The sequence below is a fragment of the Sphingopyxis sp. NJF-3 genome, assembly GCF_053514865.1.
The window spans coordinates 1,516,746-1,536,560 of record NZ_CM130726.1; the positions used below are offsets into that span (position 1 = coordinate 1,516,746).

A 19,815-nucleotide genomic window follows, 5' to 3' on the forward strand; every position below is an offset into this window, starting at 1 on the left:
GCGGCCTGCGGCGTTTGCCGCATCACGCCCGGACGTGGGGTTCGGGTTCTTACGGATGGGGGAATTCATGAATAAGATTCTTTTCGCCGCGGTCGTGTCGACCGCGTTTATCTCGTCGAGCGCGTTTGCCCAGAGCAGCACCGATTCGGTCGATTTGAACATCAATGCTACGGTCAACCAGGAATGCAGCATCGCCGATCCTTCGGACGTCGTGTTCGCCGAGGTCAACATCAACGAAGGCGCGGGTGCCAACGCCCTGCTGCTCAAGAACGGCTCGCAGAGCAACACGCAGAACGTCTATGTGAGCTGCAACTATGCGGCGAAGCTGTCGGCTGCGTCGGCGAACGGTGGCCTGTTCAACGCGGCGGGCGCGACGCTGGTGGCGAACGATCCGAACGATTTTACGGATTTGATCGAGTACCGGATCGAACTCACCTCGACCGACAACAGCTTTTCCAAGCTGGACTTCCGGACGAACGGGCATTCGCAGTCGAACCCCGTGAACGCGCCGGGCGCCTTCCACAACGAAGCGAAGCTCAAGGTGTACATCGACCGCGACGACACGGCCAAGCGTCCGGTCGCCGGCACCTACACCGACACGGCGACGCTGACCGTCGGTCCGGTCTAAGACTGACCGCACTGCCGGGAACGGGAGAGGGGGGGGGGCTTCGGTTTCCCCCTTTTTTCTTGGTGACCAATTATAGAATGCCGCCCAAGCGGGTTGGGCGAGGGAATTGTAGTAGGCGTGACGCGCCGGGGGGCGATGTATGTTGAGGAAGCTGCTGTTCATCTGGGGAGTCATGCTGCTCGCCTTTGCATCGACTGCAGTCGATGCGGCGCGCGTGTCGCCGATGATCGTCGATGTTAAGCCGCTGGGGCGCGGGTCGGTTGCCCGTGTCGAGCTGAGCAATCCGAGCCAGGCCGAGTTCCCCGTGGAAGTCCAGATGTTCCGCGGCGTCATCAGCGAAGCTGGCGAACTGGAGCTGACACCTGCCGACGAGCAGTTCCTGGTATTCCCGTCGCAACGAATCGTGCCGGCCCAGTCGCAGCAGGTCTTTCGCGTGCAATATATCGGTGAGCCCGAACTGGCCGCGTCCGAAATCTATTACATGCAGATTCGGCAGATTCCGGTCGATATTACTGGCGACCAGTCGCAGGTTCAGCTCGTTGTGAACTTCAACGTGCTGGTCAATGTGATTCCCGACGGCGCCAATCCCGAGCCGGTGGTCGAATCGGCCCACCCTGCGGTCCGGGCGGATGTGACTGGCATCGAGGTTCGGCTCGCCAATCACGGTACGCGCTACTTCACGGCCGGATCATTTCCCTGGCAGATCGGCGGCAAGGCAGCGGACGGAACTGCATTGGATGTTCGGCTTCCGCCCGAAGAGATGGCCAAGCTGATCGGCGTCGGCGTGGTCGCGCCGGGCCGCGCCCGCATCTTTTTCATTCCCACTGAAAAGCCCCTTGTCGACGGAACTGTTCAGGCAAGCTTGGTACGCTGACCATGTATCGGCGGGGGGCTGGTGCGGTGATCGCGAGAGTCAGCAGCCTTGCACTCGCTGCGGCGATCCTGTGCGTGCCCGGTGTGGTGCGCGCAGCGGATCAGGTGGCGGAATCTGGCGGGATCGCCACAACACAGAAACCCACGCGTTCCGTCACCATGTCGGTACCGCTCGCGTGGAGCGGGCGGGTGCTGGGCGACGTGATCGCTCAGGTCGACCCCGACGGATCGGTCGCGATCGAGAGTCAATCGCTCCGGGCTGAACTGATCCGACTGCTCAATGAAGCGGGCGTTCGCCGCCTCGATGAGGCGATCGCGGGCGATCCGTTCGTCACCCCTGAGGAGTTGCAGCCGGCAGGCTTCGACGTCAGCTTTGACATGGGACTGCTGCAACTGGCGGTGAAAGCGATCGATCCGGCGTTGCGCCCCTCCGCGCCGCTGTTCGGCCCTACCGGCAACGAGCCGCTGCTGCCGTCGGCCGAGCCCGCCAACTTCAGCGCCTATCTCAACACCAGCCTGAATCTTCTCTATCGCAACCAGGGCGGTATCGAAGCACCGGACGTCTTCCTGTTCGGAGCCGCCCGCTATCACAATGTCGTGATGGAGTTCGATGGCGGCTTCACGGAAGGCTTGAATAACGATTACCGCTTTTACCGGCGCGCGGTACGTGCGGTCTATGACGAACCGGAGAGTTACCGGCGATGGAGCGCGGGCGATCTGCAACTCAACAGTACCGGCATGCTGCGAACCCCGTTCATCGGAGGCGTCGCCGTTGAGAAGAGCCGCCGCACCTTCGATCCGTTCACCCCGACATTCAACCTGGGAGGGCGTCAGATTTTCGTGGCATCGCCATCCACGGTCGAAGTCGTCGTCAACGGTGCGCCCTATCAGACGCTCGATCTGCAACCCGGCACCTACAGCCTCGACGATCTGCCCATTCAGATCGGATCCAACGACGTCCAGCTGGTGGTTCGCGATGCCGCGGGCCGGGAACAGGTCACGCGCTTCGATTATTTCTTCGATCCGATCGAACTGGAAGCGGGCGAAGACGAATATACCCTCGCTCTCGGTGTGACCGCCCGCGAACTCAGCCTGCAGCCGACTTATTCGAACGACCCGGTCTTCATCGGGAATTACAGGAAAGCGCTGAGCGACATCCTGGTGGTCGGGGGCGGGGTCCAAATTTCCGAGAATCTTCAGGTCGTCGCCGCCGAGACGCAATTTGTGCCTCAGGTGATTCCCGGCAGTTTCAATTTTCAGGGCGCGGTGAGCACCGGCGGCGGCACGGGATTCGCGCTGCGCGGTGGCTATCGCCTGACATTGGGCAGCGCGTCCGATGCGAAGCGTTTTTCCGTGACATTCAACTATGAAAGCAAGAATTTTCGCACGGTCGGCGATATCTCGGGGTTCAGGCTGGAGAATCTTTCGGTCAACGCCACCTATAGTCAGACCTTGTCCGAGCGGACATCGCTCGTGGCCGGCGCGAATTATTTTTCGCGCGGGGGAGGTCGCGATCAGAGCACGTTCTTTGCCGACGTCAACCACCGGTTGCGCGACAATGTCCGCGCCACCTTCGGCGTGGAATATGGTACCGGATCCGCCTTTGGCCGCAATTTCGGCGTTCGCGCGGGCATCTCGGTCCTGTTCGGCGGCAGGAACAGGGCGGACGCGACCTACCAGAGCCGCCGGGAACTGACGCGCGCGTCGCTGTCACGGGGGTCCGGCAATAATGTCGGCTCGTTGGGCTATTCGGTCAATGTGCAGGATTCCGCAGGCAACACGTCGGTCGATGGCGTGGTCGACTATGTTGCCAACCGTTTCGACGCTCGCCTGTCGCTCGCGACCTCCGGGACCAACTTCGGCGGAATCGCCGACGATCAGACGGCAAGGCTGCAGATCGGCACCTCGATAGCCTTCGCCGACGGGGCGTTCGGCATTGGCCGCCCGATCCAGAATTCCTTTCTGCTCGCGCAACCGCACAGCACAGTCAAGGATGCCAACGTCATCGCCGGACGCAGCCTGAGCCGCGGCGGCTTTGAAGCATCGAGCGGCCCTTTGGGCGCTGCCGTCGTCAATCGGTTGTCGCCCTATAATCCCCAGGACGTCCAATATGACCTCGACACTGTCGAGGCTGGCTACGACATCGGCTCGGGCGTGGTTCGCGTCGATCCGCCGTTCCGCGCCGGCTACAAGCTGATCGTCGGAACCGACCGGTTCGTCAGCGCCGTGGGCTTCCTGACCATAGATGGCGCTCCTGCCGGACTCGTTGCGGGACTCGTCACCTCCGGCGATGACGAGGGCTTCGAACCCGAGCCCTTTTTCACCAACTCGGCGGGGCGCTTCGGCTTGATAGGCCTTGCGCCCGGACGGAGTTATACCATCCGTTTGAACGACAGCGGACGGACGTTCACGATCGAAGTTCCTGCGGACAATACGGGGCTTTATCGCGTGAAGACAATCGATCTCCGGAAAGAAGCGGAATAGGAAGCATCATGCGCTACTGGACATTCGCCGCCCCGATCGCCCTTCTGGCCCTTCCCGCAACCGCCCGTGCGGCGGATTGTCAGCCGGCCTTTATCGACGGCGACCAGGCGGTCATCATCGATGGCGTCGAAGTCGAGGCGGGTGGGCTCTCCACGCAGACGTTTCAGGTCCGGGTCCAGAACGAGGCGGGCCCCAGTGGCGGCTCGCCCGGTGGATCCGCGAGCATGTCCGGCCCGCCGGATGGTGGGCCATGCGAGGCCACTATTCGCATTTCCAGGGTCGGTGCGGCGCGCGACCCCGATTTTCCTGCTTACGCGCTGAGCGCGCCGGGGAACCAGCAGATCGAAATCCTCCCCGATATCGCTTCGGGAGGAACGGTCGACAGCGACATCTCCATCGCCAATGCGCCGCCGGGGCCGCAGGGCCTCAACGTTCCTTTTCAAATCGCCGTGCCGACCGAATGGGGGTTGGGAGCGGGGACCTATACCGAGCAGTTGCAACTGTCGCTGATCGACAAGGGCGGCGACATTGCCGATCGTTCGACGCTGACGGTCACCATCATCATCCCGTCCGCCGCATCGCTGCGCCTCGTAGGTGCGGTCGTCGGGGGTGAAGGCAATGGGCCCGCGCAGGTCGATCTCGGCAATCTGTCGAGTTCCAGCGAGACTCGCTCGCAGCCTTTCAAGGCGCTTATCTTCAGCACCGCCCCTTATGCCGTCCGGTTTGAATCGGCCAATCTGGGCAATCTGCTTCACGAGCAAAAGCGCGTGCAAATCCCGTACAGCCTGTATTTCGATGGCGCACTGGTCGATCTTGCCGGAACCAATGAATTTTTCTATCCAAGCCGCACGCCCAAGAGCGGGGACTGGCGGCCGATGAGCATCGTCGTGCCGCCGGTCGTCGCGCTTGCCGGCCATTATTCGGACCGGATCACAGTGACGGTCACCGCGTTGTAATCAGATGACCGCGAGTCCCAGGCTGATGGCAATATCTTGAACCAGACCGTTGGTCTGGATCGTCACGGGAACATTGCGGACGGTCGGGCCGACGCCATAGGCGACGTCGCTGATCCCGGAGTTGTCAAGCTGACGGACTTCCCCGGCATAGTTGATCTGGACCTGCTCACCCTCGGCGAGTTCGCGGTGCGACGCCATAACGCGAAAGCCTCGGCCGCTGTTGCACATTTCAAAGACCGTCCCGCTAGCGGTGCCGCCCGCATCGACGACGATCGTCGAAGACTCGATCTGGCAGATTTCCGGCACGACGAGCGAAATACGCATCCCCGCCGATCCATCGGAGTCGGCGTGTGCAGTCATTGGAACGGCGGCACATGCAAGGCACGAGAATATGCCAAGCGATGAGAAAAGGCGCATGGGAAGTCTCCTTCCCTGCGGTAATGACAGACGGCAATTAAGATTGACGAAGCGTTTTTGGTAAACGGAATATGACGATCCGGACGGGTTTTTGATCAGGGCGCGGCCCATCCTGACGCCCTTCACCGATGCCCCATCATTCATATTGTAATTGATAATCGTTCGCGATAATGGCGGGTCATCCTCTCCTCGACCAGATCATCCGATGCACGCACCCACTTCCCCGCGACCGGCGCAGAAAAAGAGCCGGAAAGCCTTCTGGCTGAAGCAGCTCCATATGTGGCACTGGATGAGCTCGGCCGTCAGCCTGATCGGGCTCCTGCTGTTCGCGATCACCGGTTTCACGCTCAATCACGCCGCCGATATCGAGGGGCAGCCCGTGGTCGCCGAGCGGTCGGTGCAATTGCCGCCGCCGCTGTTGCGCGAAATCGTGGCCGGGCCGGCCGAAGGGAAGGCGCGCCTGCCGCGCCCCGTCGCGGCATGGGTCGAGCAGGTGCTACCGGTGCGGGCGTCGGCCGAGGCCGAATGGTCGGCCGACGAGGTCTATCTGCCCGCACCGCGCCCCGGCGGTGATGCGTGGGTGGCGATCGACCGGGCAAGCGGCGCGGTGACGGCCGAGGTCACCGATCGCGGCTGGATCTCCTATCTCAACGATCTTCACAAGGGCCGCAATTCGGGCGCGGCGTGGAGCCTCTTCATCGACGTCTTTGCGGGCGCCTGCCTGATCTTCGCGCTGACCGGGCTGCTACTGCTCCAGCTTCATGCGGCGAAGCGCAAGAGCACCTGGCCGCTGGTCGCCTCCGGGCTCGTCATTCCCGCCGCGCTTGCCATCATTTTCATCCATTAGGAGATTCGCATGCAGCCCCTCTCTCGCACCGCTCTGACCGGTCTCACGCTCGGCCTCGGCAGCACGCTCGCTGCCCCCGTGCTCGCGGCCGAACCCGCGACGATGGACGTCACCGTCGCCATCCCGCGGTTGAAGGTCGCCGAATATCATCGCCCCTATGTGGCGATCTGGGTCGAGAAAGCGGGGGCTTCGGCAAAGACCGTCGCGGTCTGGTACGACCATGACATGAAGAATAACGAGGGGACGAAATGGCTCCGCGACGTGCGCCAATGGTGGCGCGCGTCGGGCCGCTCGCTGCGCTTTCCCGCCAACGGCATCACCGGCGCGACGCGCGCGCCGGGGACGCACAAGATATCCTTCTCGCGCGCGCAGCTCGGGGCGATGGCGGCGGGCCAATATACGCTGGTGGTCGAAGCCGCGCGCGAGGTCGGCGGGCGCGAACTGCTGCGCATCCCGTTCGTGTGGCCGGGCAAGGCGGGCGCCGGCGGGCGCGCCGCGGGCAAGACCGAGCTCGGCACCGTCTCCATTTCCTTCCGCTGATCTGAAAAGGGGCAAAGCGATGAAAAAGCAATTTCTGGGTTTCGCGGCGGTCGCCGCAGCGGCAATTCTGACGGCGTCGCCCGCGAGCGCGCACCGGCAGTGGCTGCTGCCCTCCTCGACGGTGCTGTCGGGCGACGACGTCTGGGTGACGGTCGACGCCGCGGTGTCGAACGACCTTTTCTATTTCGAGCACCAGCCGCTGCGGCTGAATTCGATGAAGGCCTGGGCACCGGACGGCAGCGAGGCGCCGATCGAGAATGCCTCGACCGGTCGCTATCGCAGCACCTTCGACGTCCATCTGACGCAGAAAGGGACGTGGCGGATCGCGTCGGTCTCCGATGGGGTGATGGGCACCTATGATCTGGGCGGCAAGACCGAGCGGCTGCCGCGCGGAACGACGACCGCGAACCTCGCCGAGCGGATTCCGGCCGGGGCGACTAATGTGAAGACCGCCGAATCGAACAACCGCAACGAGATTTTCGTGACCGTCGGCGAGCCGACGACGACGCTGTTCAAGCCGACCGGCAAGGGCATCGAGCTGGCACCGGTCACGCATCCGAACGACCTGTTCGCGGGCGAGACCGCGACCTTCCAGTTCCTGCTCGACGGCAAGCCGGCCGCGGGGCTGCCGGTGACGGTGATTCCGGGCGGCATCCGCTATCGCGACCAGCTCGGCCAGATCGACCTGACGACCGACGCGGCGGGCAAGGTCGAGGTCACCTGGCCCGAGGCCGGCCTCTACTGGCTCAACGTCACGACGCCGCGCGCCGAGCGCGAGGAAGGCGAGGCGGCTCCGGCCGCGCCGCAGCGGCGCGCGAGCTATGTCACGACGCTCGAAGTGATGGCGCCCTGACCGACCGCGTCCTGATCCCGCGGGCGCTGACGCCCGCCGCTTTCGCCGCGCGCGATGGCGGCGCGGCGATCCGGTCGTTCGCGGGCGAGACGATGGGAACCTATTGGTCGCTTCAGGCCGTGGCGCCGCCCGCTGGGGCGGCGCCCGGGGTGCAGGCGGTGCTCGACCGGGTGGTCGCACAGATGAGCCAGTGGGAGGCTGATTCCGATCTCTCGCGCTTCAACCGCGCCGCGCCGGGGGTCTGGCGCGAGGTGCCGGCGGAGCTGGCCCATGTCCTCGAGGCGGCGCTTGCCATCGGCCGGACGAGCGGCGGTGCGTTCGAACCCGCGCTGGGACGGGTTAGCGAGCAATGGGGCTTCGGAAGCGCCGGACCCGTCGATCGCGTTCCGGACAGAGCCCCCACGGCGGGGCGGATCGAATTCGATGCCGAACGCGGGCAAGCACGGCGGAGCGAGGGCGCGCTGCTCGACCTGTCGGGCATCGCCAAGGGCTATGGCGTCGATGCCGCGGCCGAATGGCTGCTGGCCGAGGGCGTGCGTCACTTCCTGATCGAGATTGGCGGCGAACTGCGCGGGGAGGGCATCCGCCCCGACGGGCAGCCCTGGTGGGTCGACGTCGAGCTACCGCCCTCCTGGCCCGGCGCCGGCTGGCGGATCGCGCTCCATGACCTTTCGGTGGCAACTTCGGGCGACTATCGCCGCGGCTTCGAGGTTGACGGGCTGCGCTATTCGCACAGCTTCGATCCGCGTACCGGGCGGCCGATCGTCAATGGTGTGCGCTCGGCGACGGTGATCCACCGCAGCTGCATGATGGCCGACGGCTGGGCGACCGCGCTCACCGTGCTCGGTCCCGAGGCCGCGATCGCGCTCGCGGATGAAGAGGGGCTCGCGGCCTGCGTGCTCGCGCGGGGACGTGAATATAGCTCGCGCGCGTGGCGCGCGATGCTCGATTAGGGGCCTTTCCCGCGCAGGATGAACGGGATTTCGACCAGTCCCTTGACCTTCACCGCCTGTCCGTTCCGCGTCGTCGGCGCCCATCGCCATTTCCGCACCGCGCGCAGCGCCGCATCGTCGAGGCGCTGGAAGCCGCTGCTCTGCGCGACCGAAATGGCCGTGACCGATCCGTCGGTGTCGAGCGTGAGCGCGAGCACCACCGTTCCCTCCTCGTGGTGGCGCCGGCTTTCCCGCGGATAGCTCGGCGGCGCCCCCGACAACATGCGCGTGCCCAGATCGTCGGCCCGCACCGTCGCGGGCGGTGCCGGGGGCGCCGGCGGAGCGGGGGGGAGGGCCACCGGCACCGGCAGGACCGGGACCGGATCGGGCGACACCAGCAGCGGGGGGCGATCGTTCGGCACTACGACCAACGGACGGGGCGCGACGATCGGTGCCGGTTGTTGTTGCGACACCTCCTTCGGCGGCGCCGGCGGGGGTGGAGGCGGGGCGATCGACAGATTGACCACCGCCAGCTTCGCCGCCTCGGTCTGCGCGCGCTGATAGCCGGTGTGCACCAGCGCCGCGAGCAGCGCCGCCGACAATGCCAGCGTCAGGGCGGCGGCGGGCAGATTGGGCCTGCGATCGTCGCCATAGCGCCCCGCCGCCGGACGCGCGCCGACGGGAGCGCGCGTGGCGAATGCGGTTGCCGTGCGTCGCGGCTCCCGGGTCTCGTCAGGTCTCGGACCAGCGCCGGAGGAGGTTGTGATAGACGCAAGTGAGTTGGAGGACAGCATCGTCGTCGGCTCCGTCGAGCGTGAGTTTCTGAATGGCGGTGTCCATTTCGAACAGCATCCGCCTTTGGTCGTTGTCGCGCACGAGGCTCTGGATCCAGAAGAAGGACGCGAGCCGGGCGCCGCGGGTCACCGGCTCGACGCGGTGAAGGCTGTTCGCGGGATAGACGATGGCGTCGCCGGCCGGCAGCGCTATCCCGCCCCCGCCGGGGCTGCCGCTGATCACCAGCCGGCCGCCATCATAGTCGCCCGGATCGTTGAGGAAGAGCGTGCAGGACAGGTCCGACCGCAGATGCTCGCCGTTCGCCATGTGCATCACGGCGCCATCGACGTGAAAGCCATATTCGCCCCCGCCGGTATAGCGATTGAAGCGCGGCGGCAGGATCTTGCGTGGGAGCGTCGCTGCAAAGAAAGTGGGATTGCGTTTCAAAGCCGCGAGCACCGCGGCGCTGAGTTCGGCCTTGAGCGGCGAGTTGTCGGGCAGTTGCTCGTTGCGCTTGACCTTCGCCCCCTGCGCCCCGACCGTTTCGCGCCCGTCGGTCCAGTCGGCGGCGTCGAGGCGGCGGCGGAATTCGGCCACCTCGTCGGGCGTCAGGACCTTCGGGATATGCAGCAACATGCCGGGCTCCAATGTCTTTAATGGCGAAGGCGGGAGGCAAGCCCCCCGCCCAGGCCCCTGTTCCGCCTCGGCCTAGAAGCGGAAGTCGGCGCTGAACAGGAAGGTCTGCGGCTGCCCCGGCGTATAGCGGTAGCCGCTCTTGTTGATCGCCGCGACATAATCTTCGTCGAACAGATTATAGGCGTTCGCGCGCAGCTTGATACGGTCGTTGATCGCATAGCCGAGCATCGCGTCGACGACCGTATAGCCCTCGGTGCGCGGCGGCGTGCCGGCCGCGCCGTCGGTCCCGCGCCGCATCCCGCTGGTATAGCGGACGCCGCCGGCAACCTCGAGGCCGAAGGGCGTGCGATAGCTGGTCCACGACGAAAAGCTGTCGTCGGGGGCGTAGGTCAGGCCGCTGCTGCCGTCGACCGCGACGGCGCCGCCGTTGGTGACCTTGGTCTTCTGATGCCCGTATCCGGCGGAGATCGACCAGGCATCGGTGATGTTGCCGACGACCGACAGTTCGAAACCGCGCACCCGCTTCGAACCGCTCTGGATGTCGGACGGGTCCGCGGCGTTAACCTCGTTCAGCACTTTGGTCTGGAACACCGCCGCGTTGATCGCGAGCGCGCCGTCGAGCACGTCCCACTTAACCCCGGCCTCGATCGTCTTGGCCTTTTGCGGGGCGAAGTCGGGGTTGTTGGCGCTGTTGCCGGCAGCGAGGGTGAAGTTCTCGCCGCCCGGGGGCTGCTGCGACAGGGCATAGTTCACATAGAGGCTAAGCGGTTCGACCGGCTTGAGCACCGCGCCCAGCTTCCAGTTGAACAGCGTGTCCTTGGCCTTCAGGTCGGCGGTGGTGACGATCGAGCCGACAGGGGCGGTGCCGCAGGGCACGGCGCCGCGGCCGGTGCCGTTGTTGCAGACGGCGGTGTTGAAATAGGTCGTCTTGTAATGATCGACGCGCACGCCGCCGGTCACCAGCAACAGCCCGTCGAAGAATTTCGCGGTGTCGAACGCATAGAAGGCGAGGGTGTTCGTCTTGCCCCGGGCGGCGGCGCCGCTGCGCGAATGGGTGTAGTCGCTCGTGTCGTTCCAGTCGGGATTGTAGAGATTCGCGACCGGCAGCGTGCCCGTCGAGCTATGGCCGTAGATGACCTGCTTCTCGCCTGTGATCTCGGCGCCGATGCTCAGATTATGTTCGATCGCTCCCGTCGCGAAATCGGCCCGCAGATTGAGCTGGTTGGTCAGAATGCGGTTCCGCGCGTCGCGGATCGTCGGGTTGCCGCGCGTCATCTGATAGGCGGACAGGTCGTCGGGATTGGCGGGGTCGCCCGTGATATTGGCTCCCGTCGACATGAAGGCGGTCAGAAGATAGTCCTGCTTGGTCTCGCCCGCGCGCGCGATGTTGGTCAGCCGCACGCTGTCGGAAAAATCATGCTCGACGATCAGCGTCGCCATCTGTGCCGTCACATCGTCATGATCCTTGCGCGTGCCATAGAAATTCTTCGAATCCACCGGATGCCCGACCAGCGGCTCCAGCCCGGCCTGCGGCTCCCAGCCGGGAAGCGCGATCGTCGGAACATAGCCGTCGGGGATATTGTCCTGATCGACATAGAGGAGGTTCAGATAGGCGCGCGTCGCGGTGTCGAGGCCGAGGCCGAGCGAGGCGGCGAGGCCGAGCCGCTGGTTATTGACATGGTCGCGGCCCGGAACGTCGCTGTCCTGCCACAAGACGTTGAGGCGCAGTGCGCTGTTGCTGAGGCCGCCGAGCGTCTGGTTGACGTCGGCGGTCACCCGCCTTTGTCCGTCGACCCCGACCGACAGCGCGCCCGACAACGCGGTTTCGAGCGAAGCGCGCTTGGTTACCATGTTGATCGCGCCGGTCGGTGCGGTGCGGCCGTTGTCGGTGCCGGCCGGACCTTTCTCGACCTCGACCGCCTCGGTGTTGAAGATGTCGCGCGAGACCGATCCCAGATCGCGGATGCCGTCGACGAAGATGCTATTCGACGTGTCGAAGCCGCGCATGCGAATCGAATCGCCGCTCGTCGTGTTGCCGTTTTCGCCGGCATAGAAGGTGCCGACGCCGGGGCTGTTGCGCAGCACTTCGGTTAGCGTCGTCGCGCCCTGTTCGGTGAACAGTTCCTTGCTGATGATCTGGATCGTCTGCGGCGTGTCGCGCAGCGGCTGCGTGAATTTGGGTGAGGAGGGCTTGTCGACCTTGTAGCCGTCGTCTTCGATGGCGGTGTCGACGACCGTGACGCCGCCGAGCACCGGCTGCTTCGCTTCCTGCCCGCTATCCTGCGCCGCCGCGGGGGCGGCGGCGAGACCGAAGCAGCTGAGCGCCAGATAGGCCGGAGCCGCCGCCGACATGGTTTCGCGCAAGCGCAAGATTGACATGAATTTCCCCTTTTTTCGAGCGAGCTTCGTAACGGCGACGCCGCTATTGCGAGTCTATCGCAAAGTCAATGAAATTGAGAATCGTTCGCGATATTGTCGCAAAATCGTCGCAATCGATCAGCGCCGGGGTTCGAGCCACCAGCTCTGCCGCCAGCCATATTGGCTTGCGATCGGGGTTCCGCGGCCATCGGTCGCGGGTTTGAAGCGGAAGCGCTTTTCGATCAGACGGCACGTCGTCGCGTCGAGCGAGGGGTCGCCGCTGGTTCGGGCGACGCGGCAGCCGCTGACGCGGCCCGTCGTCTCGATGGTGAAGCGCACTTCGACCTCGCCGCCGACTTTCGCGCGGGCGGCTGGGCTGGGATAGTCGGAATCACGGATCGCGCCGCTGCGCCAGACCGGACGCGTTCCGCCGCCGGTGCCGCTGCCCGACCCGCCGGCGCCGGTCCCGTCCCCGCGCCCGCCCGCGCCTGATCCGCGGCCGGCATCGGGTGCGGCGCCCGCCGAGGATTCGCTGCCGACGCCGGGTGTCGGTGCAGCCGTGATGCTCGGTTTGATCGGCGGCAGCTTGGGCTTGGGCGCCGCGACCGGCGCCGCCTTGGCGATGCGGACGACCGACAGGTCGAGCCCGCTTATAAGGCCCAGCCCGACAGCCGCGACCGCGAGCAAGGCGCCGCCCGCCGCGATCCCGCGTTGCCGTGCCGAAATCTGCCCGCTGTAGCTCATGACCCTGTCCGCGGCGCCCGAACGCCGGGCGCCTTCCGGAAGGATTTACAAAAATTCGTCTAGCGTGGACATGAACCGGTCGAACTGGTCGTGGTGCAGCCAGTGACCGGCATTTTCGAACTCGATCACCTTCGCGGTGCTGAAATGCCGGAGCCGCCCGTCGCCCTCGGGGTTGGAGGCCCAGCTGTCGGCGCCGTAGAGGAGCAGCGTGGGGCAAGTGATTGCCGACCACAGCGCCTCGATGTCGGCCTGCGGCATGTCGAACACCGACCAGACGTTGAGATAATTGTCGAACTTCCAGCTCCAGCTGCCGTCCTCGTTGCGGTTGATGCCCTGCACGGTCAGGTGGCGCGCCTGCTCGGGGGTCAGATAGGCGTTTTCCGCCATCATCCGCGCCAGTGCGTCGTCGAGCGTCGCGTAACGCTTGGGCATCCGCCCCGCCGCCTTGCGCTTGTCGTCGATCCATTTGCGGAAGCGGTCGCCAACCGGCACCGCGGCGCGTTCCGCCAGCACCTTGGGCGAGGGCCCGAGCCCCTCGATCGCGACGAGTTTGCGAACATGGTCAGGGTAGAGGCCGGTATAGCGGAGCGCGACATTGCCGCCCATCGAATGCGCGACGATGGTGACCGGCGCGAGGTCGAGCTGGTGGATCAGCTGCGCGAGATCGTAGACGAAGGCGTCCATGTCGTAATTGGCGTCGGGCGACCAGGCGCTGTCGCCATGGCCGCGCAGATCGGGCGCGATGACATGATAGCGGTCGGCCAGCCTCTCGGCGACCCAGTCCCAGCTCCGGCAATGGTCGCGCCCGCCGTGAACGAGCAGCAGCGGCGGCGCGCCCTCATTCCCCCAGTCGACATAGTGCAGCTTCAGCCGCTGCGAAATGAAGCTGTTGGAGGTGGGGCCTCTTGCCATCGGTTCGTCCTTGCTGTCTGGTTGAGTTTCAAAAGGCGACCGAATCCGATCCGTCAACCCCGGATCGCGCGGAGGGCCAGGGAGACAGGAGCATGACGAGTTTTCGTGACAATCTGTTCGAGGGCAAGACTGCGTTCGTCGCCGGCGGCACGAGCGGGATCAACCTCGGCATCGCCAGGCGCTTCGCCGAACTGGGCGCGAAGGTCGCGGTCGCCGGGCGCGACCCCGACAAGGCGCAGCGCGCCGCGGCGGAAATCGGCCATGATGCGATCGGCCTGTCGGGCGACGTGCGCGATTATGACGCGATCCGCGGGGTGATGGAGGCGGTCGCCGACAAGCTGGGTGCGATGGATTTCGTCGTGTCGGGCGCGGCGGGCAATTTCCTCGCGCCGGTGCTCGGCATGTCGGCCAACGCCTTTCGCACCGTGGTCGACATCGATCTCAACGGCACCTTCAACGTGTTCCGCGGCTGCCACGATCTGCTCAATCGGCCCGGCGCCTCGCTGATCGCGATCACCGCGGGACAGGCGGTCAATGCCTCGGCGCTGCAGGCGCACGCCTGCGCCGCGAAGGCGGGGATCAACCAGCTGGTCCGCGTGCTCGCGCTCGAATGGGGGCCCGAGGTGCGCGTGAACGGCATCTCGCCGGGCCCGATTGCCGATACCGAGGGCATGAAGCGCCTCGCCCCCGACGCCGCCTCGCGCGAGGCGCATTATGCGCGCATCGCGATGAAGCGCTGGGGCAAGGTCGAGGAGGTCGCCGAGTCGGCGGTGTTCCTCTGCTCGCCGGCGGCAGGCTATATCACCGGGACGATCCTCGATTGCGACGGCGGCAGCCAGGTTGGCGACGCGTCGCGCGGCGATCTGGCGCGCGGGATGGCTTGACCGGCGCTAGAAAGCAAAAACGCCGCCAACCCGTTGGGGTGGCGGCGTTTTGAATGGTGGGCGTGGCAAGGATTGAACTTGCGACCCCTGCGATGTCAACACAGTGCTCTACCACTGAGCTACACGCCCATCCCTTGGGGTGACGCGCCCCCTAATCGTCCCGGCGCGGCTTGGCAAGCCCTTCGCGCGTAGCGGCGGCGTTATTGTTGGCTCGACCGGTCGGCGCGGCCGAACAGATTGTCGACCTCGCGCACCAGATCCTTGAGGTGAAAGGGCTTCGACAGCAGCTTCGCCTGCGGCACATTTTTCTCGGCGCGCAGCGATACCGCGGCAAAGCCGGTGATGAACATCACCTGCGTCTGCGGCGCCGCCTTGGCGGTATGCTGCGCGAGCTCGATCCCGTCCATTTCGGGCATGACGATGTCGGACAGCAGCAGGTCGAAGGTGCCCGAATCGATATAGGGAACCGCTTCGGTGCCGCGGTCGACCGCAGTGACGTGATATCCGGCGCTGGTCAGCGCGCGCGCGAGATATTCGCGCATCACGTCGTCATCCTCGGCCAGCAAGATGCGAATCATGTGAACTTCATGCCCCTGGTCCCGTGCCGCCGCCCTCCGCGGGCGCGCCTTGTTGCGAAGGCCCGTCATAGCGCGAGAGATTTAACAAATTGACGCGCGCGGCTGGATTCGGGCGTCCTTTTTTGGCACCCGTCATCCCATGCCGCGCCGTTCCATCCCGCCGCCCGCCATCGCTGTCAACCGCCCCGCGGCGAACGGAACCGTGATCGTGTCCGTTCCGCACGCCGGGCGCATCTATCCGCCGGAGATACTTGCCGCGGCACGGGTGCCGCGCGAGCGGCTCGAGCGATTGGAGGACAGCTGGTGCGATGCGATCGCCGCGCGCGCCTGCGAAGCCGGGGCCGTCGTCGTCGAGGCGCTGTGGGCGCGCGCCGTCGCCGACTGCAACCGCGGCGAAGGACAGATGGCGCCCGGTGAGGTCGAAGCGTCGCTGCACGCGCAATTCTCGGCGCCGGGGCGCAAGGAGCGCGCCGGGCTCGGTGTCGTGCCGACGCGGCTTGCCGATTGCGGCCCCTTGTGGAAGCGGCCGCTCGATCGCGCGGGACTGCACTGGCGGCTCGAATCCTTCCATCGACCCTATCATGCCGCGCTGGCCGAGGAGCTGGCGGCCACCCGCGATCGATTCGGCCATGCGGTGCTGATCGACCTCCACAGCATGCCGCCGATCCCGGCGGGCCAGCCGGGGCATGGCGCGCAGATCGTCGTCGGCGACCGTTTCGGAGCGACGGCGGACGGCTGGCTGGTCGATCTCGCGATCGGGGCGGCGGGGGGGCTCGGCGTCGCTGTGGCTCGCAACCAGCCCTATGCGGGTGGCCATATCGTGCGGACGCATGGCGGACCCGAGCGGGGTATCCACGCCATCCAGATCGAAATCGATCGCAGCCTTTATCTGACGCCCGACCGGATGCCCGATCGCACCGCGACCGCCCGGCTCGCCGAGTGGTTCGCCGATCTGGTCGCGCGCGCGGCCCAGGCGGGAAGCGATTCGCTTCCGCTCGCCGCTGAATAAAAAACCACCTCGTACCGGGGTACGAGGTGGCCAGGGTCCAGGGAGGACGCACCCGCGTCATGCGACGGGGCACTCGCCGTGATGGAAAGGGGGTGAACCACAACGGCGTGACACCAATCTAGGTGTTCCGCGCGCAGGTTACAAGACCGATGATTGCAAAAGAAACTGGTCGGGGAGAGAGGATTCGAACCTCCGGCCCCTGCCTCCCGAAAACGAGGCTCCTGCGCGCATCGACGGAAATACGTCGCGAGCATTCCCATGGGTGCCGATTCGTTCTGATATGTTCGCGTTTCGTCTGCGAACAAGGTTCAAGGCGAACCTAGGAGCACTGTTTCCGGGCGAAGGGAAGGGGGCTTCGTCATGACCCCCACAGATGCGCCCGCGCCCGAGACAATGGACATGCTCGCGGCGGTGATGAATGCCCGCTTCGCGCTCGAATACTGGATGCGCGAAGCGTGGGCCCATGTTCCCGAAGCGGAATGGGCGCAAGCCGGTCAATGGCGAAGTTCGCACGAATGCCAGACCCTTGCTTGGATAGAGCAACACCTTCGGAAAGAATTGGACACCCCCTCATGAGCACAGATACGCCCGAAATCGAATGCACCGCCTGCAACGGCAATGGCTGGCTTCCCCGCCGCTGGGCCTTCAACAGCCGCGTCCAGCTTACCGAGGAGGATTGCCCCCACTGCAACGCCACCGGCTACCGCCCCATGACACAGGACGAGATAGACGACGCCGCTGCGGATGCATTCTCGGACATGTGCGAGGGAGAGCCGCCCGTCACGATGCAGGAGCAATACGAGGCAGCATGGCGGCAGAAGCAGGAGTTGAGGCGGTGAGCACAGATGCGCCCGCGAAAGGCGGGGAGGCCTGATGGCACGTCGCGAATGGTCACTGCAATTCCCGTGCGCGCACGGTGGTTGCACCGAACGCGCGCACTGGCGCTACCAGACGCGCCGCGACCTGATGGAGAGCTTCGAATTGAAGAATTACTCCAACGGTCGATGGCGCTGCATCCGACACAGCAACCCGGAGCAGGTTCTTTCGCCATCGAACCTTGCGACGCGCGCCGAAGTCACGTCCGAATTGAAGTATGGAAAGCACTTTTTCGGAAGCTTTGGCCTTGTCTCCGGCTTGGGCTTCAAGGCGTTCGCGGACGACTTCCCGGCGGGAACGAAGCTGATCGTCACGGCTGAAATCGTGCTCCCCACCCACCCCACCGGAGGCAACAATGGATAAAGGACATACGCCGGGGCCTTGGCACGTTGATCCGAAGGCGGCGGAGGATAGTTTCTTCGAGGACGTTAACATCCTTCGGCATGACGGCCTTGCAGTCGCCGTGTGCGTCCAGAATGATGATATTGTCCCGCCGGCACCGGAGGCCAACGCCGCCTTCATCGTCCGCGCTGTGAACAGCCACTATGAATTGCTGGAGGCGCTGAAGGCTTGTCGACTGGAGCTGGATCATTGCCAAAGGCAACTAGCCGCCCACGGTCAGACTGGTGCGCCAAATGACAGCGTTTCACGCGCTCTCGCTGGCAGTGCCGCCGCTCTATCGCGGGCCACGGAAGGAGGGGCGTGATGGAAAGCGTGATCTACTGGATCGGCGTGGCTCATGTCGCCACCTACAGCATCGCCGCCATGATCATTGTGACCGGATGGTTCAGCGAATGGTTGATCCGGCGCCTCAGGCTCAAACGGGAACTGATCCTCGCCTATCAGCGATTGCTCAAAGATCGCCACGACGCGAAGGAAAACGCATCATGACCCCCCCCGACACCCGCCCGGATGGGTGGAACTTCGACATAGGGCAGGCGCCGAAAGACGCAAGCCCGGTGCTGCTGTGGGACGGATTTTCGGTGTTCGAGGGCCTGTGGAACGGACAATGGTGCGCTGCCAGCCTCAGCCCTCGGCCATGGACAAAGGCTTGGCGCCATCTCCCCGCCCCACCCAAGGGAGGCAGCAATGGGTGAGCGATGGTGCGGGACGTGCGGAAAAACGCTCGACACGGCGTCGGCGACAGCGACCGATTGTCAGTCTTGTCAAAACTGGTGGGCAACAAATCCACCGCCACAGGAGGCGCGCATGTCGGGTGAGGTCGAGAGGATAGCGCGGGGACTGAGCGAGGCGCAGCGGCACGCTATATTGCGCATAGGCGACTTTGGCGAACAAGGCGTGTGGACAAGCGCGAGTGGGATAAACTGGATATCGGTGGCACTGATGATGAAGAAGTGGGGCGCGGATAAGCTATTAGAAGGCGTCGTTGGCCGCCGCAATTACTGCCGCCTCAATAAGTTTGGCCTCGCCGTGAGGGCCTACCTACAGGAGCAACAGCAATGACCCGGCGGCCAGCCAGTGAACTGAGCAAAGACATGCTCCTTGTTCACGATGGCATCCGACGGGTGGTGAAGAACATCACAAAAGCGGGGCGCAGCAGTCTGATCGTCGAGACTGACAGGGGGCACTTTGTCTTTCTCGCCGACGAGATCGTAACCGCTTATTTCGAAGGAACCGAGCAATGACCCATCCCAAGGTTCTCGCGATGGCGCGGCAGATCGTGGCGGATGATGGAAACCATCCACCTGAGGCAGTCTATGCTGGGTATTTTGACCGTCATGCAGAAATGCGAACCGCCATCGCCGCGATAGAGCGGGTGACGGGACTCGCCGCCGAATTGGGCCGGGAGCGCGCCGACGCCTACACTGGACACAACATGCCCGATTTCGGTGAGGCGCATACCGAATATGCTGACGCGATCCTCGCCTTAGACCACCTCCCCGAACCGGAAGGAGGGAGCGATGAACCGCTACCATAAAGCCGGGGAACGCTTCCTGCTCGGCCTGGCCTTCGTCCTCTGCGCGGCGACGCTCGTCGGTGTCCTGCAATGGCTGGGGATTACCGGCTGATCGAATCGGTTGCGGCCATCGCGGGATCGCCGCTAGCCTCGGAGCATGGCCGAATATCCAGTGAGCGACTGGCTCAAGACCTTCCGCACGGTTCGGCTCAAGTGCCGGGGATGCGGGAATGAAACCGAGCTCGGACTGGACGATCTCCTCGCCATGTCGAAGCGACACGACGATATGACATGGTGGCGCCACCGGTTCAAATGCGCGAAGTGCGGGGAGAAGGCCCCCTACTTCTCGTCGGTGAACACGCACATGACGCCGGACGCCGAAAAGAACGGGCCGACCTGGGATCCGAATAGCAAGTTCGGGATTTGACGGCGATCCCGCTGGTTACGGGTCAACGGGATCGCCGCCGGACTTCTTTGCATTTCTGCAAAGAACTATTCGGGCAGCGCGAGGGGATGAGGAGGGGTGGGATCGCGGGATCATGCACCCCATCCCTCTGCCAGCGCCATGATGGCAGTCGTTGCGCGACCCCCCGTAT

25 protein-coding genes, 1 tRNA gene and 1 pseudogene are annotated in these 19,815 nt (G+C 64.9%); 19 read left to right on the top strand and 8 right to left on the bottom strand.

Annotated features, from left to right (window positions below):
* Window positions 1-67: 67 nt before the first annotated feature.
* The 4 genes and pseudogenes from ACOTSS_RS07220 to ACOTSS_RS07235 all read left to right on the top strand — a co-directional run.
* On the top strand, window positions 68-628 hold the full coding sequence (locus tag ACOTSS_RS07220; protein ID WP_448690820.1) for a spore coat protein U domain-containing protein: 561 nt from the start codon (window positions 68-70) through the stop codon (window positions 626-628).
* A 139-nt stretch (window positions 629-767) separates the two neighbouring features.
* Window positions 768-1,502 carry a fimbria/pilus periplasmic chaperone gene (locus tag ACOTSS_RS07225; protein WP_448690821.1) on the top strand — a complete coding sequence of 245 codons (735 nt, stop codon included), beginning with the start codon at window positions 768-770 and terminating at the stop codon, window positions 1,500-1,502.
* A 26-nt stretch (window positions 1,503-1,528) separates the two neighbouring features.
* Complete coding sequence (locus ACOTSS_RS07230; protein ID WP_448690822.1) at window positions 1,529-3,985, top strand: fimbria/pilus outer membrane usher protein; 2,457 nt, start codon at window positions 1,529-1,531, stop codon at window positions 3,983-3,985.
* Between the two features lie 57 nt (window positions 3,986-4,042).
* A pseudogene (locus tag ACOTSS_RS07235) lies at window positions 4,043-4,306 on the top strand (hypothetical protein); the annotation flags it as partial.
* Between the two features lie 635 nt (window positions 4,307-4,941).
* Here ACOTSS_RS07235 and ACOTSS_RS07240 read toward each other — a convergent pair.
* Window positions 4,942-5,265 carry a hypothetical protein gene (locus ACOTSS_RS07240; protein WP_448690823.1) on the bottom strand — a complete coding sequence of 108 codons (324 nt, stop codon included), beginning with the start codon at window positions 5,263-5,265 and terminating at the stop codon, window positions 4,942-4,944.
* A gap of 298 nt (window positions 5,266-5,563) precedes the next feature.
* Here ACOTSS_RS07240 and ACOTSS_RS07245 point away from each other — a divergent pair, with 298 nt between their 5' ends.
* The 4 genes from ACOTSS_RS07245 (at window position 5,564) to ACOTSS_RS07260 (ending at window position 8,551) form a co-directional block, all read left to right on the top strand.
* A complete protein-coding gene (locus tag ACOTSS_RS07245) occupies window positions 5,564-6,205 on the top strand; it encodes a PepSY-associated TM helix domain-containing protein (RefSeq protein WP_448690824.1) in 642 nt (213 codons plus the stop codon).
* A 9-nt stretch (window positions 6,206-6,214) separates the two neighbouring features.
* Window positions 6,215-6,745 (top strand): DUF2271 domain-containing protein, encoded by a 531-nt coding sequence (locus ACOTSS_RS07250; RefSeq protein ID WP_448690825.1) that lies wholly within the window; start codon window positions 6,215-6,217, stop codon window positions 6,743-6,745.
* Window positions 6,746-6,764: 19 nt separating this feature from the next.
* Window positions 6,765-7,598 (top strand): DUF4198 domain-containing protein, encoded by an 834-nt coding sequence (locus ACOTSS_RS07255; protein ID WP_448690826.1) that lies wholly within the window; start codon window positions 6,765-6,767, stop codon window positions 7,596-7,598.
* A 92-nt stretch (window positions 7,599-7,690) separates the two neighbouring features.
* Window positions 7,691-8,551 (top strand): FAD:protein FMN transferase, encoded by an 861-nt coding sequence (locus tag ACOTSS_RS07260; RefSeq protein ID WP_448690827.1) that lies wholly within the window; start codon window positions 7,691-7,693, stop codon window positions 8,549-8,551.
* Here the strand turns inward: ACOTSS_RS07260 and ACOTSS_RS07265 are convergent.
* The 5 genes from ACOTSS_RS07265 to ACOTSS_RS07285 form a co-directional block, all read right to left on the bottom strand.
* Window positions 8,548-9,132: an energy transducer TonB gene (locus ACOTSS_RS07265; RefSeq protein WP_448690828.1), complete on the bottom strand. Its 585-nt coding sequence runs from the start codon at window positions 9,130-9,132 to the stop codon at window positions 8,548-8,550. The two genes, ACOTSS_RS07260 and ACOTSS_RS07265, sit on opposite strands and share 4 nt — an antisense overlap.
* Before the next feature lie 130 nt (window positions 9,133-9,262).
* Entirely contained in the window at window positions 9,263-9,940 is a 678-nt protein-coding gene (locus tag ACOTSS_RS07270) for a Fe2+-dependent dioxygenase (RefSeq protein WP_448690829.1), read from the bottom strand.
* Between the two features lie 72 nt (window positions 9,941-10,012).
* A complete protein-coding gene (locus ACOTSS_RS07275) occupies window positions 10,013-12,319 on the bottom strand; it encodes a catecholate siderophore receptor Fiu (protein WP_448690830.1) in 2,307 nt (768 codons plus the stop codon).
* A 117-nt stretch (window positions 12,320-12,436) separates the two neighbouring features.
* Window positions 12,437-13,042 (bottom strand): energy transducer TonB, encoded by a 606-nt coding sequence (locus tag ACOTSS_RS07280; RefSeq protein WP_448690831.1) that lies wholly within the window; start codon window positions 13,040-13,042, stop codon window positions 12,437-12,439.
* A gap of 45 nt (window positions 13,043-13,087) precedes the next feature.
* Window positions 13,088-13,954: an alpha/beta fold hydrolase gene (locus ACOTSS_RS07285; RefSeq protein WP_448690832.1), complete on the bottom strand. Its 867-nt coding sequence runs from the start codon at window positions 13,952-13,954 to the stop codon at window positions 13,088-13,090.
* Window positions 13,955-14,046: 92 nt separating this feature from the next.
* Between ACOTSS_RS07285 and ACOTSS_RS07290 the strand changes: the two genes are divergently transcribed.
* Window positions 14,047-14,838, top strand: coding sequence for an SDR family oxidoreductase (locus ACOTSS_RS07290; RefSeq protein ID WP_448690833.1), 792 nt, complete (start codon window positions 14,047-14,049; stop codon window positions 14,836-14,838).
* Window positions 14,839-14,892: 54 nt separating this feature from the next.
* On the opposite strand, the gene ACOTSS_RS07295 is transcribed toward ACOTSS_RS07290, so the two are convergent.
* Both ACOTSS_RS07295 and cpdR read right to left on the bottom strand, forming a co-directional pair.
* A tRNA-Val gene (locus ACOTSS_RS07295) sits at window positions 14,893-14,967 on the bottom strand.
* Window positions 14,968-15,038: 71 nt separating this feature from the next.
* Complete coding sequence (cpdR, locus tag ACOTSS_RS07300) at window positions 15,039-15,416, bottom strand: cell cycle two-component system response regulator CpdR (RefSeq protein ID WP_448690834.1); 378 nt, start codon at window positions 15,414-15,416, stop codon at window positions 15,039-15,041.
* Between the two features lie 208 nt (window positions 15,417-15,624).
* Here cpdR and ACOTSS_RS07305 point away from each other — a divergent pair, with 208 nt between their 5' ends.
* The 10 genes from ACOTSS_RS07305 (at window position 15,625) to ACOTSS_RS07350 (ending at window position 19,646) form a co-directional block, all read left to right on the top strand.
* Window positions 15,625-16,425: an N-formylglutamate amidohydrolase gene (locus ACOTSS_RS07305; protein ID WP_448690835.1), complete on the top strand. Its 801-nt coding sequence runs from the start codon at window positions 15,625-15,627 to the stop codon at window positions 16,423-16,425.
* A gap of 360 nt (window positions 16,426-16,785) precedes the next feature.
* Window positions 16,786-17,001 carry a hypothetical protein gene (locus ACOTSS_RS07310; protein WP_448690836.1) on the top strand — a complete coding sequence of 72 codons (216 nt, stop codon included), beginning with the start codon at window positions 16,786-16,788 and terminating at the stop codon, window positions 16,999-17,001.
* Window positions 16,998-17,264: a hypothetical protein gene (locus ACOTSS_RS07315; RefSeq protein ID WP_448690837.1), complete on the top strand. Its 267-nt coding sequence runs from the start codon at window positions 16,998-17,000 to the stop codon at window positions 17,262-17,264. Before ACOTSS_RS07310 ends, ACOTSS_RS07315 begins: the two co-directional genes overlap by 4 nt.
* A gap of 34 nt (window positions 17,265-17,298) precedes the next feature.
* A complete protein-coding gene (locus ACOTSS_RS07320) occupies window positions 17,299-17,664 on the top strand; it encodes a hypothetical protein (protein WP_448690838.1) in 366 nt (121 codons plus the stop codon).
* Window positions 17,657-18,007 (top strand): hypothetical protein, encoded by a 351-nt coding sequence (locus tag ACOTSS_RS07325; RefSeq protein ID WP_448690839.1) that lies wholly within the window; start codon window positions 17,657-17,659, stop codon window positions 18,005-18,007. Before ACOTSS_RS07320 ends, ACOTSS_RS07325 begins: the two co-directional genes overlap by 8 nt.
* A complete protein-coding gene (locus tag ACOTSS_RS07330) occupies window positions 18,007-18,192 on the top strand; it encodes a hypothetical protein (protein WP_448690840.1) in 186 nt (61 codons plus the stop codon). The genes ACOTSS_RS07325 and ACOTSS_RS07330 overlap by 1 nt, the downstream gene beginning before the upstream one ends.
* A gap of 318 nt (window positions 18,193-18,510) precedes the next feature.
* Window positions 18,511-18,765, top strand: a complete 255-nt coding sequence (locus ACOTSS_RS07335; RefSeq protein ID WP_448690841.1) for a hypothetical protein — start codon at window positions 18,511-18,513, stop codon at window positions 18,763-18,765.
* On the top strand, window positions 18,762-18,947 hold the full coding sequence (locus tag ACOTSS_RS07340; protein ID WP_448690842.1) for a hypothetical protein: 186 nt from the start codon (window positions 18,762-18,764) through the stop codon (window positions 18,945-18,947). The genes ACOTSS_RS07335 and ACOTSS_RS07340 overlap by 4 nt, the downstream gene beginning before the upstream one ends.
* Window positions 18,944-19,240 (top strand): hypothetical protein, encoded by a 297-nt coding sequence (locus tag ACOTSS_RS07345; RefSeq protein WP_448690843.1) that lies wholly within the window; start codon window positions 18,944-18,946, stop codon window positions 19,238-19,240. Before ACOTSS_RS07340 ends, ACOTSS_RS07345 begins: the two co-directional genes overlap by 4 nt.
* A 136-nt stretch (window positions 19,241-19,376) precedes the next feature.
* A complete protein-coding gene (locus tag ACOTSS_RS07350; RefSeq protein ID WP_448690844.1) occupies window positions 19,377-19,646 on the top strand; it encodes a hypothetical protein in 270 nt (89 codons plus the stop codon).
* The last annotated feature ends 169 nt before the right edge of the window (window positions 19,647-19,815 follow it).

Excerpts from the sequence above, each read along its gene's own strand:
- ACOTSS_RS07315 (WP_448690837.1), top strand. The coding sequence starts at position 16,998 with ATGAGCACAGATACGCCCGAAATCGAATGCACCGCCTGCAACGGCAAT.
- ACOTSS_RS07225 (WP_448690821.1), top strand. The coding sequence starts at position 768 with ATGTTGAGGAAGCTGCTGTTCATCTGGGGAGTCATGCTGCTCGCCTTT.
- ACOTSS_RS07255 (WP_448690826.1), top strand. The coding sequence starts at position 6,765 with ATGAAAAAGCAATTTCTGGGTTTCGCGGCGGTCGCCGCAGCGGCAATT.
- ACOTSS_RS07335 (WP_448690841.1), top strand. The coding sequence starts at position 18,511 with ATGTCGGGTGAGGTCGAGAGGATAGCGCGGGGACTGAGCGAGGCGCAG.
- ACOTSS_RS07285 (WP_448690832.1), bottom strand. The coding sequence starts at position 13,954 with ATGGCAAGAGGCCCCACCTCCAACAGCTTCATTTCGCAGCGGCTGAAG.
- ACOTSS_RS07275 (WP_448690830.1), bottom strand. The coding sequence starts at position 12,319 with ATGTCAATCTTGCGCTTGCGCGAAACCATGTCGGCGGCGGCTCCGGCC.
- ACOTSS_RS07270 (WP_448690829.1), bottom strand. The coding sequence starts at position 9,940 with ATGTTGCTGCATATCCCGAAGGTCCTGACGCCCGACGAGGTGGCCGAA.
- ACOTSS_RS07340 (WP_448690842.1), top strand. The coding sequence starts at position 18,762 with ATGACCCGGCGGCCAGCCAGTGAACTGAGCAAAGACATGCTCCTTGTT.
- ACOTSS_RS07320 (WP_448690838.1), top strand. The coding sequence starts at position 17,299 with ATGGCACGTCGCGAATGGTCACTGCAATTCCCGTGCGCGCACGGTGGT.
- ACOTSS_RS07240 (WP_448690823.1), bottom strand. The coding sequence starts at position 5,265 with ATGCGTATTTCGCTCGTCGTGCCGGAAATCTGCCAGATCGAGTCTTCG.
- ACOTSS_RS07250 (WP_448690825.1), top strand. The coding sequence starts at position 6,215 with ATGCAGCCCCTCTCTCGCACCGCTCTGACCGGTCTCACGCTCGGCCTC.
- ACOTSS_RS07325 (WP_448690839.1), top strand. The coding sequence starts at position 17,657 with ATGGATAAAGGACATACGCCGGGGCCTTGGCACGTTGATCCGAAGGCG.
- ACOTSS_RS07330 (WP_448690840.1), top strand. The coding sequence starts at position 18,007 with ATGGAAAGCGTGATCTACTGGATCGGCGTGGCTCATGTCGCCACCTAC.
- ACOTSS_RS07310 (WP_448690836.1), top strand. The coding sequence starts at position 16,786 with ATGACCCCCACAGATGCGCCCGCGCCCGAGACAATGGACATGCTCGCG.
- cpdR (WP_448690834.1), bottom strand. The coding sequence starts at position 15,416 with ATGATTCGCATCTTGCTGGCCGAGGATGACGACGTGATGCGCGAATAT.
- ACOTSS_RS07245 (WP_448690824.1), top strand. The coding sequence starts at position 5,564 with ATGCACGCACCCACTTCCCCGCGACCGGCGCAGAAAAAGAGCCGGAAA.
- ACOTSS_RS07220 (WP_448690820.1), top strand. The coding sequence starts at position 68 with ATGAATAAGATTCTTTTCGCCGCGGTCGTGTCGACCGCGTTTATCTCG.
- ACOTSS_RS07345 (WP_448690843.1), top strand. The coding sequence starts at position 18,944 with ATGACCCATCCCAAGGTTCTCGCGATGGCGCGGCAGATCGTGGCGGAT.
- ACOTSS_RS07280 (WP_448690831.1), bottom strand. The coding sequence starts at position 13,042 with ATGAGCTACAGCGGGCAGATTTCGGCACGGCAACGCGGGATCGCGGCG.
- ACOTSS_RS07260 (WP_448690827.1), top strand. The coding sequence starts at position 7,691 with ATGGGAACCTATTGGTCGCTTCAGGCCGTGGCGCCGCCCGCTGGGGCG.
- ACOTSS_RS07350 (WP_448690844.1), top strand. The coding sequence starts at position 19,377 with ATGGCCGAATATCCAGTGAGCGACTGGCTCAAGACCTTCCGCACGGTT.
- ACOTSS_RS07290 (WP_448690833.1), top strand. The coding sequence starts at position 14,047 with ATGACGAGTTTTCGTGACAATCTGTTCGAGGGCAAGACTGCGTTCGTC.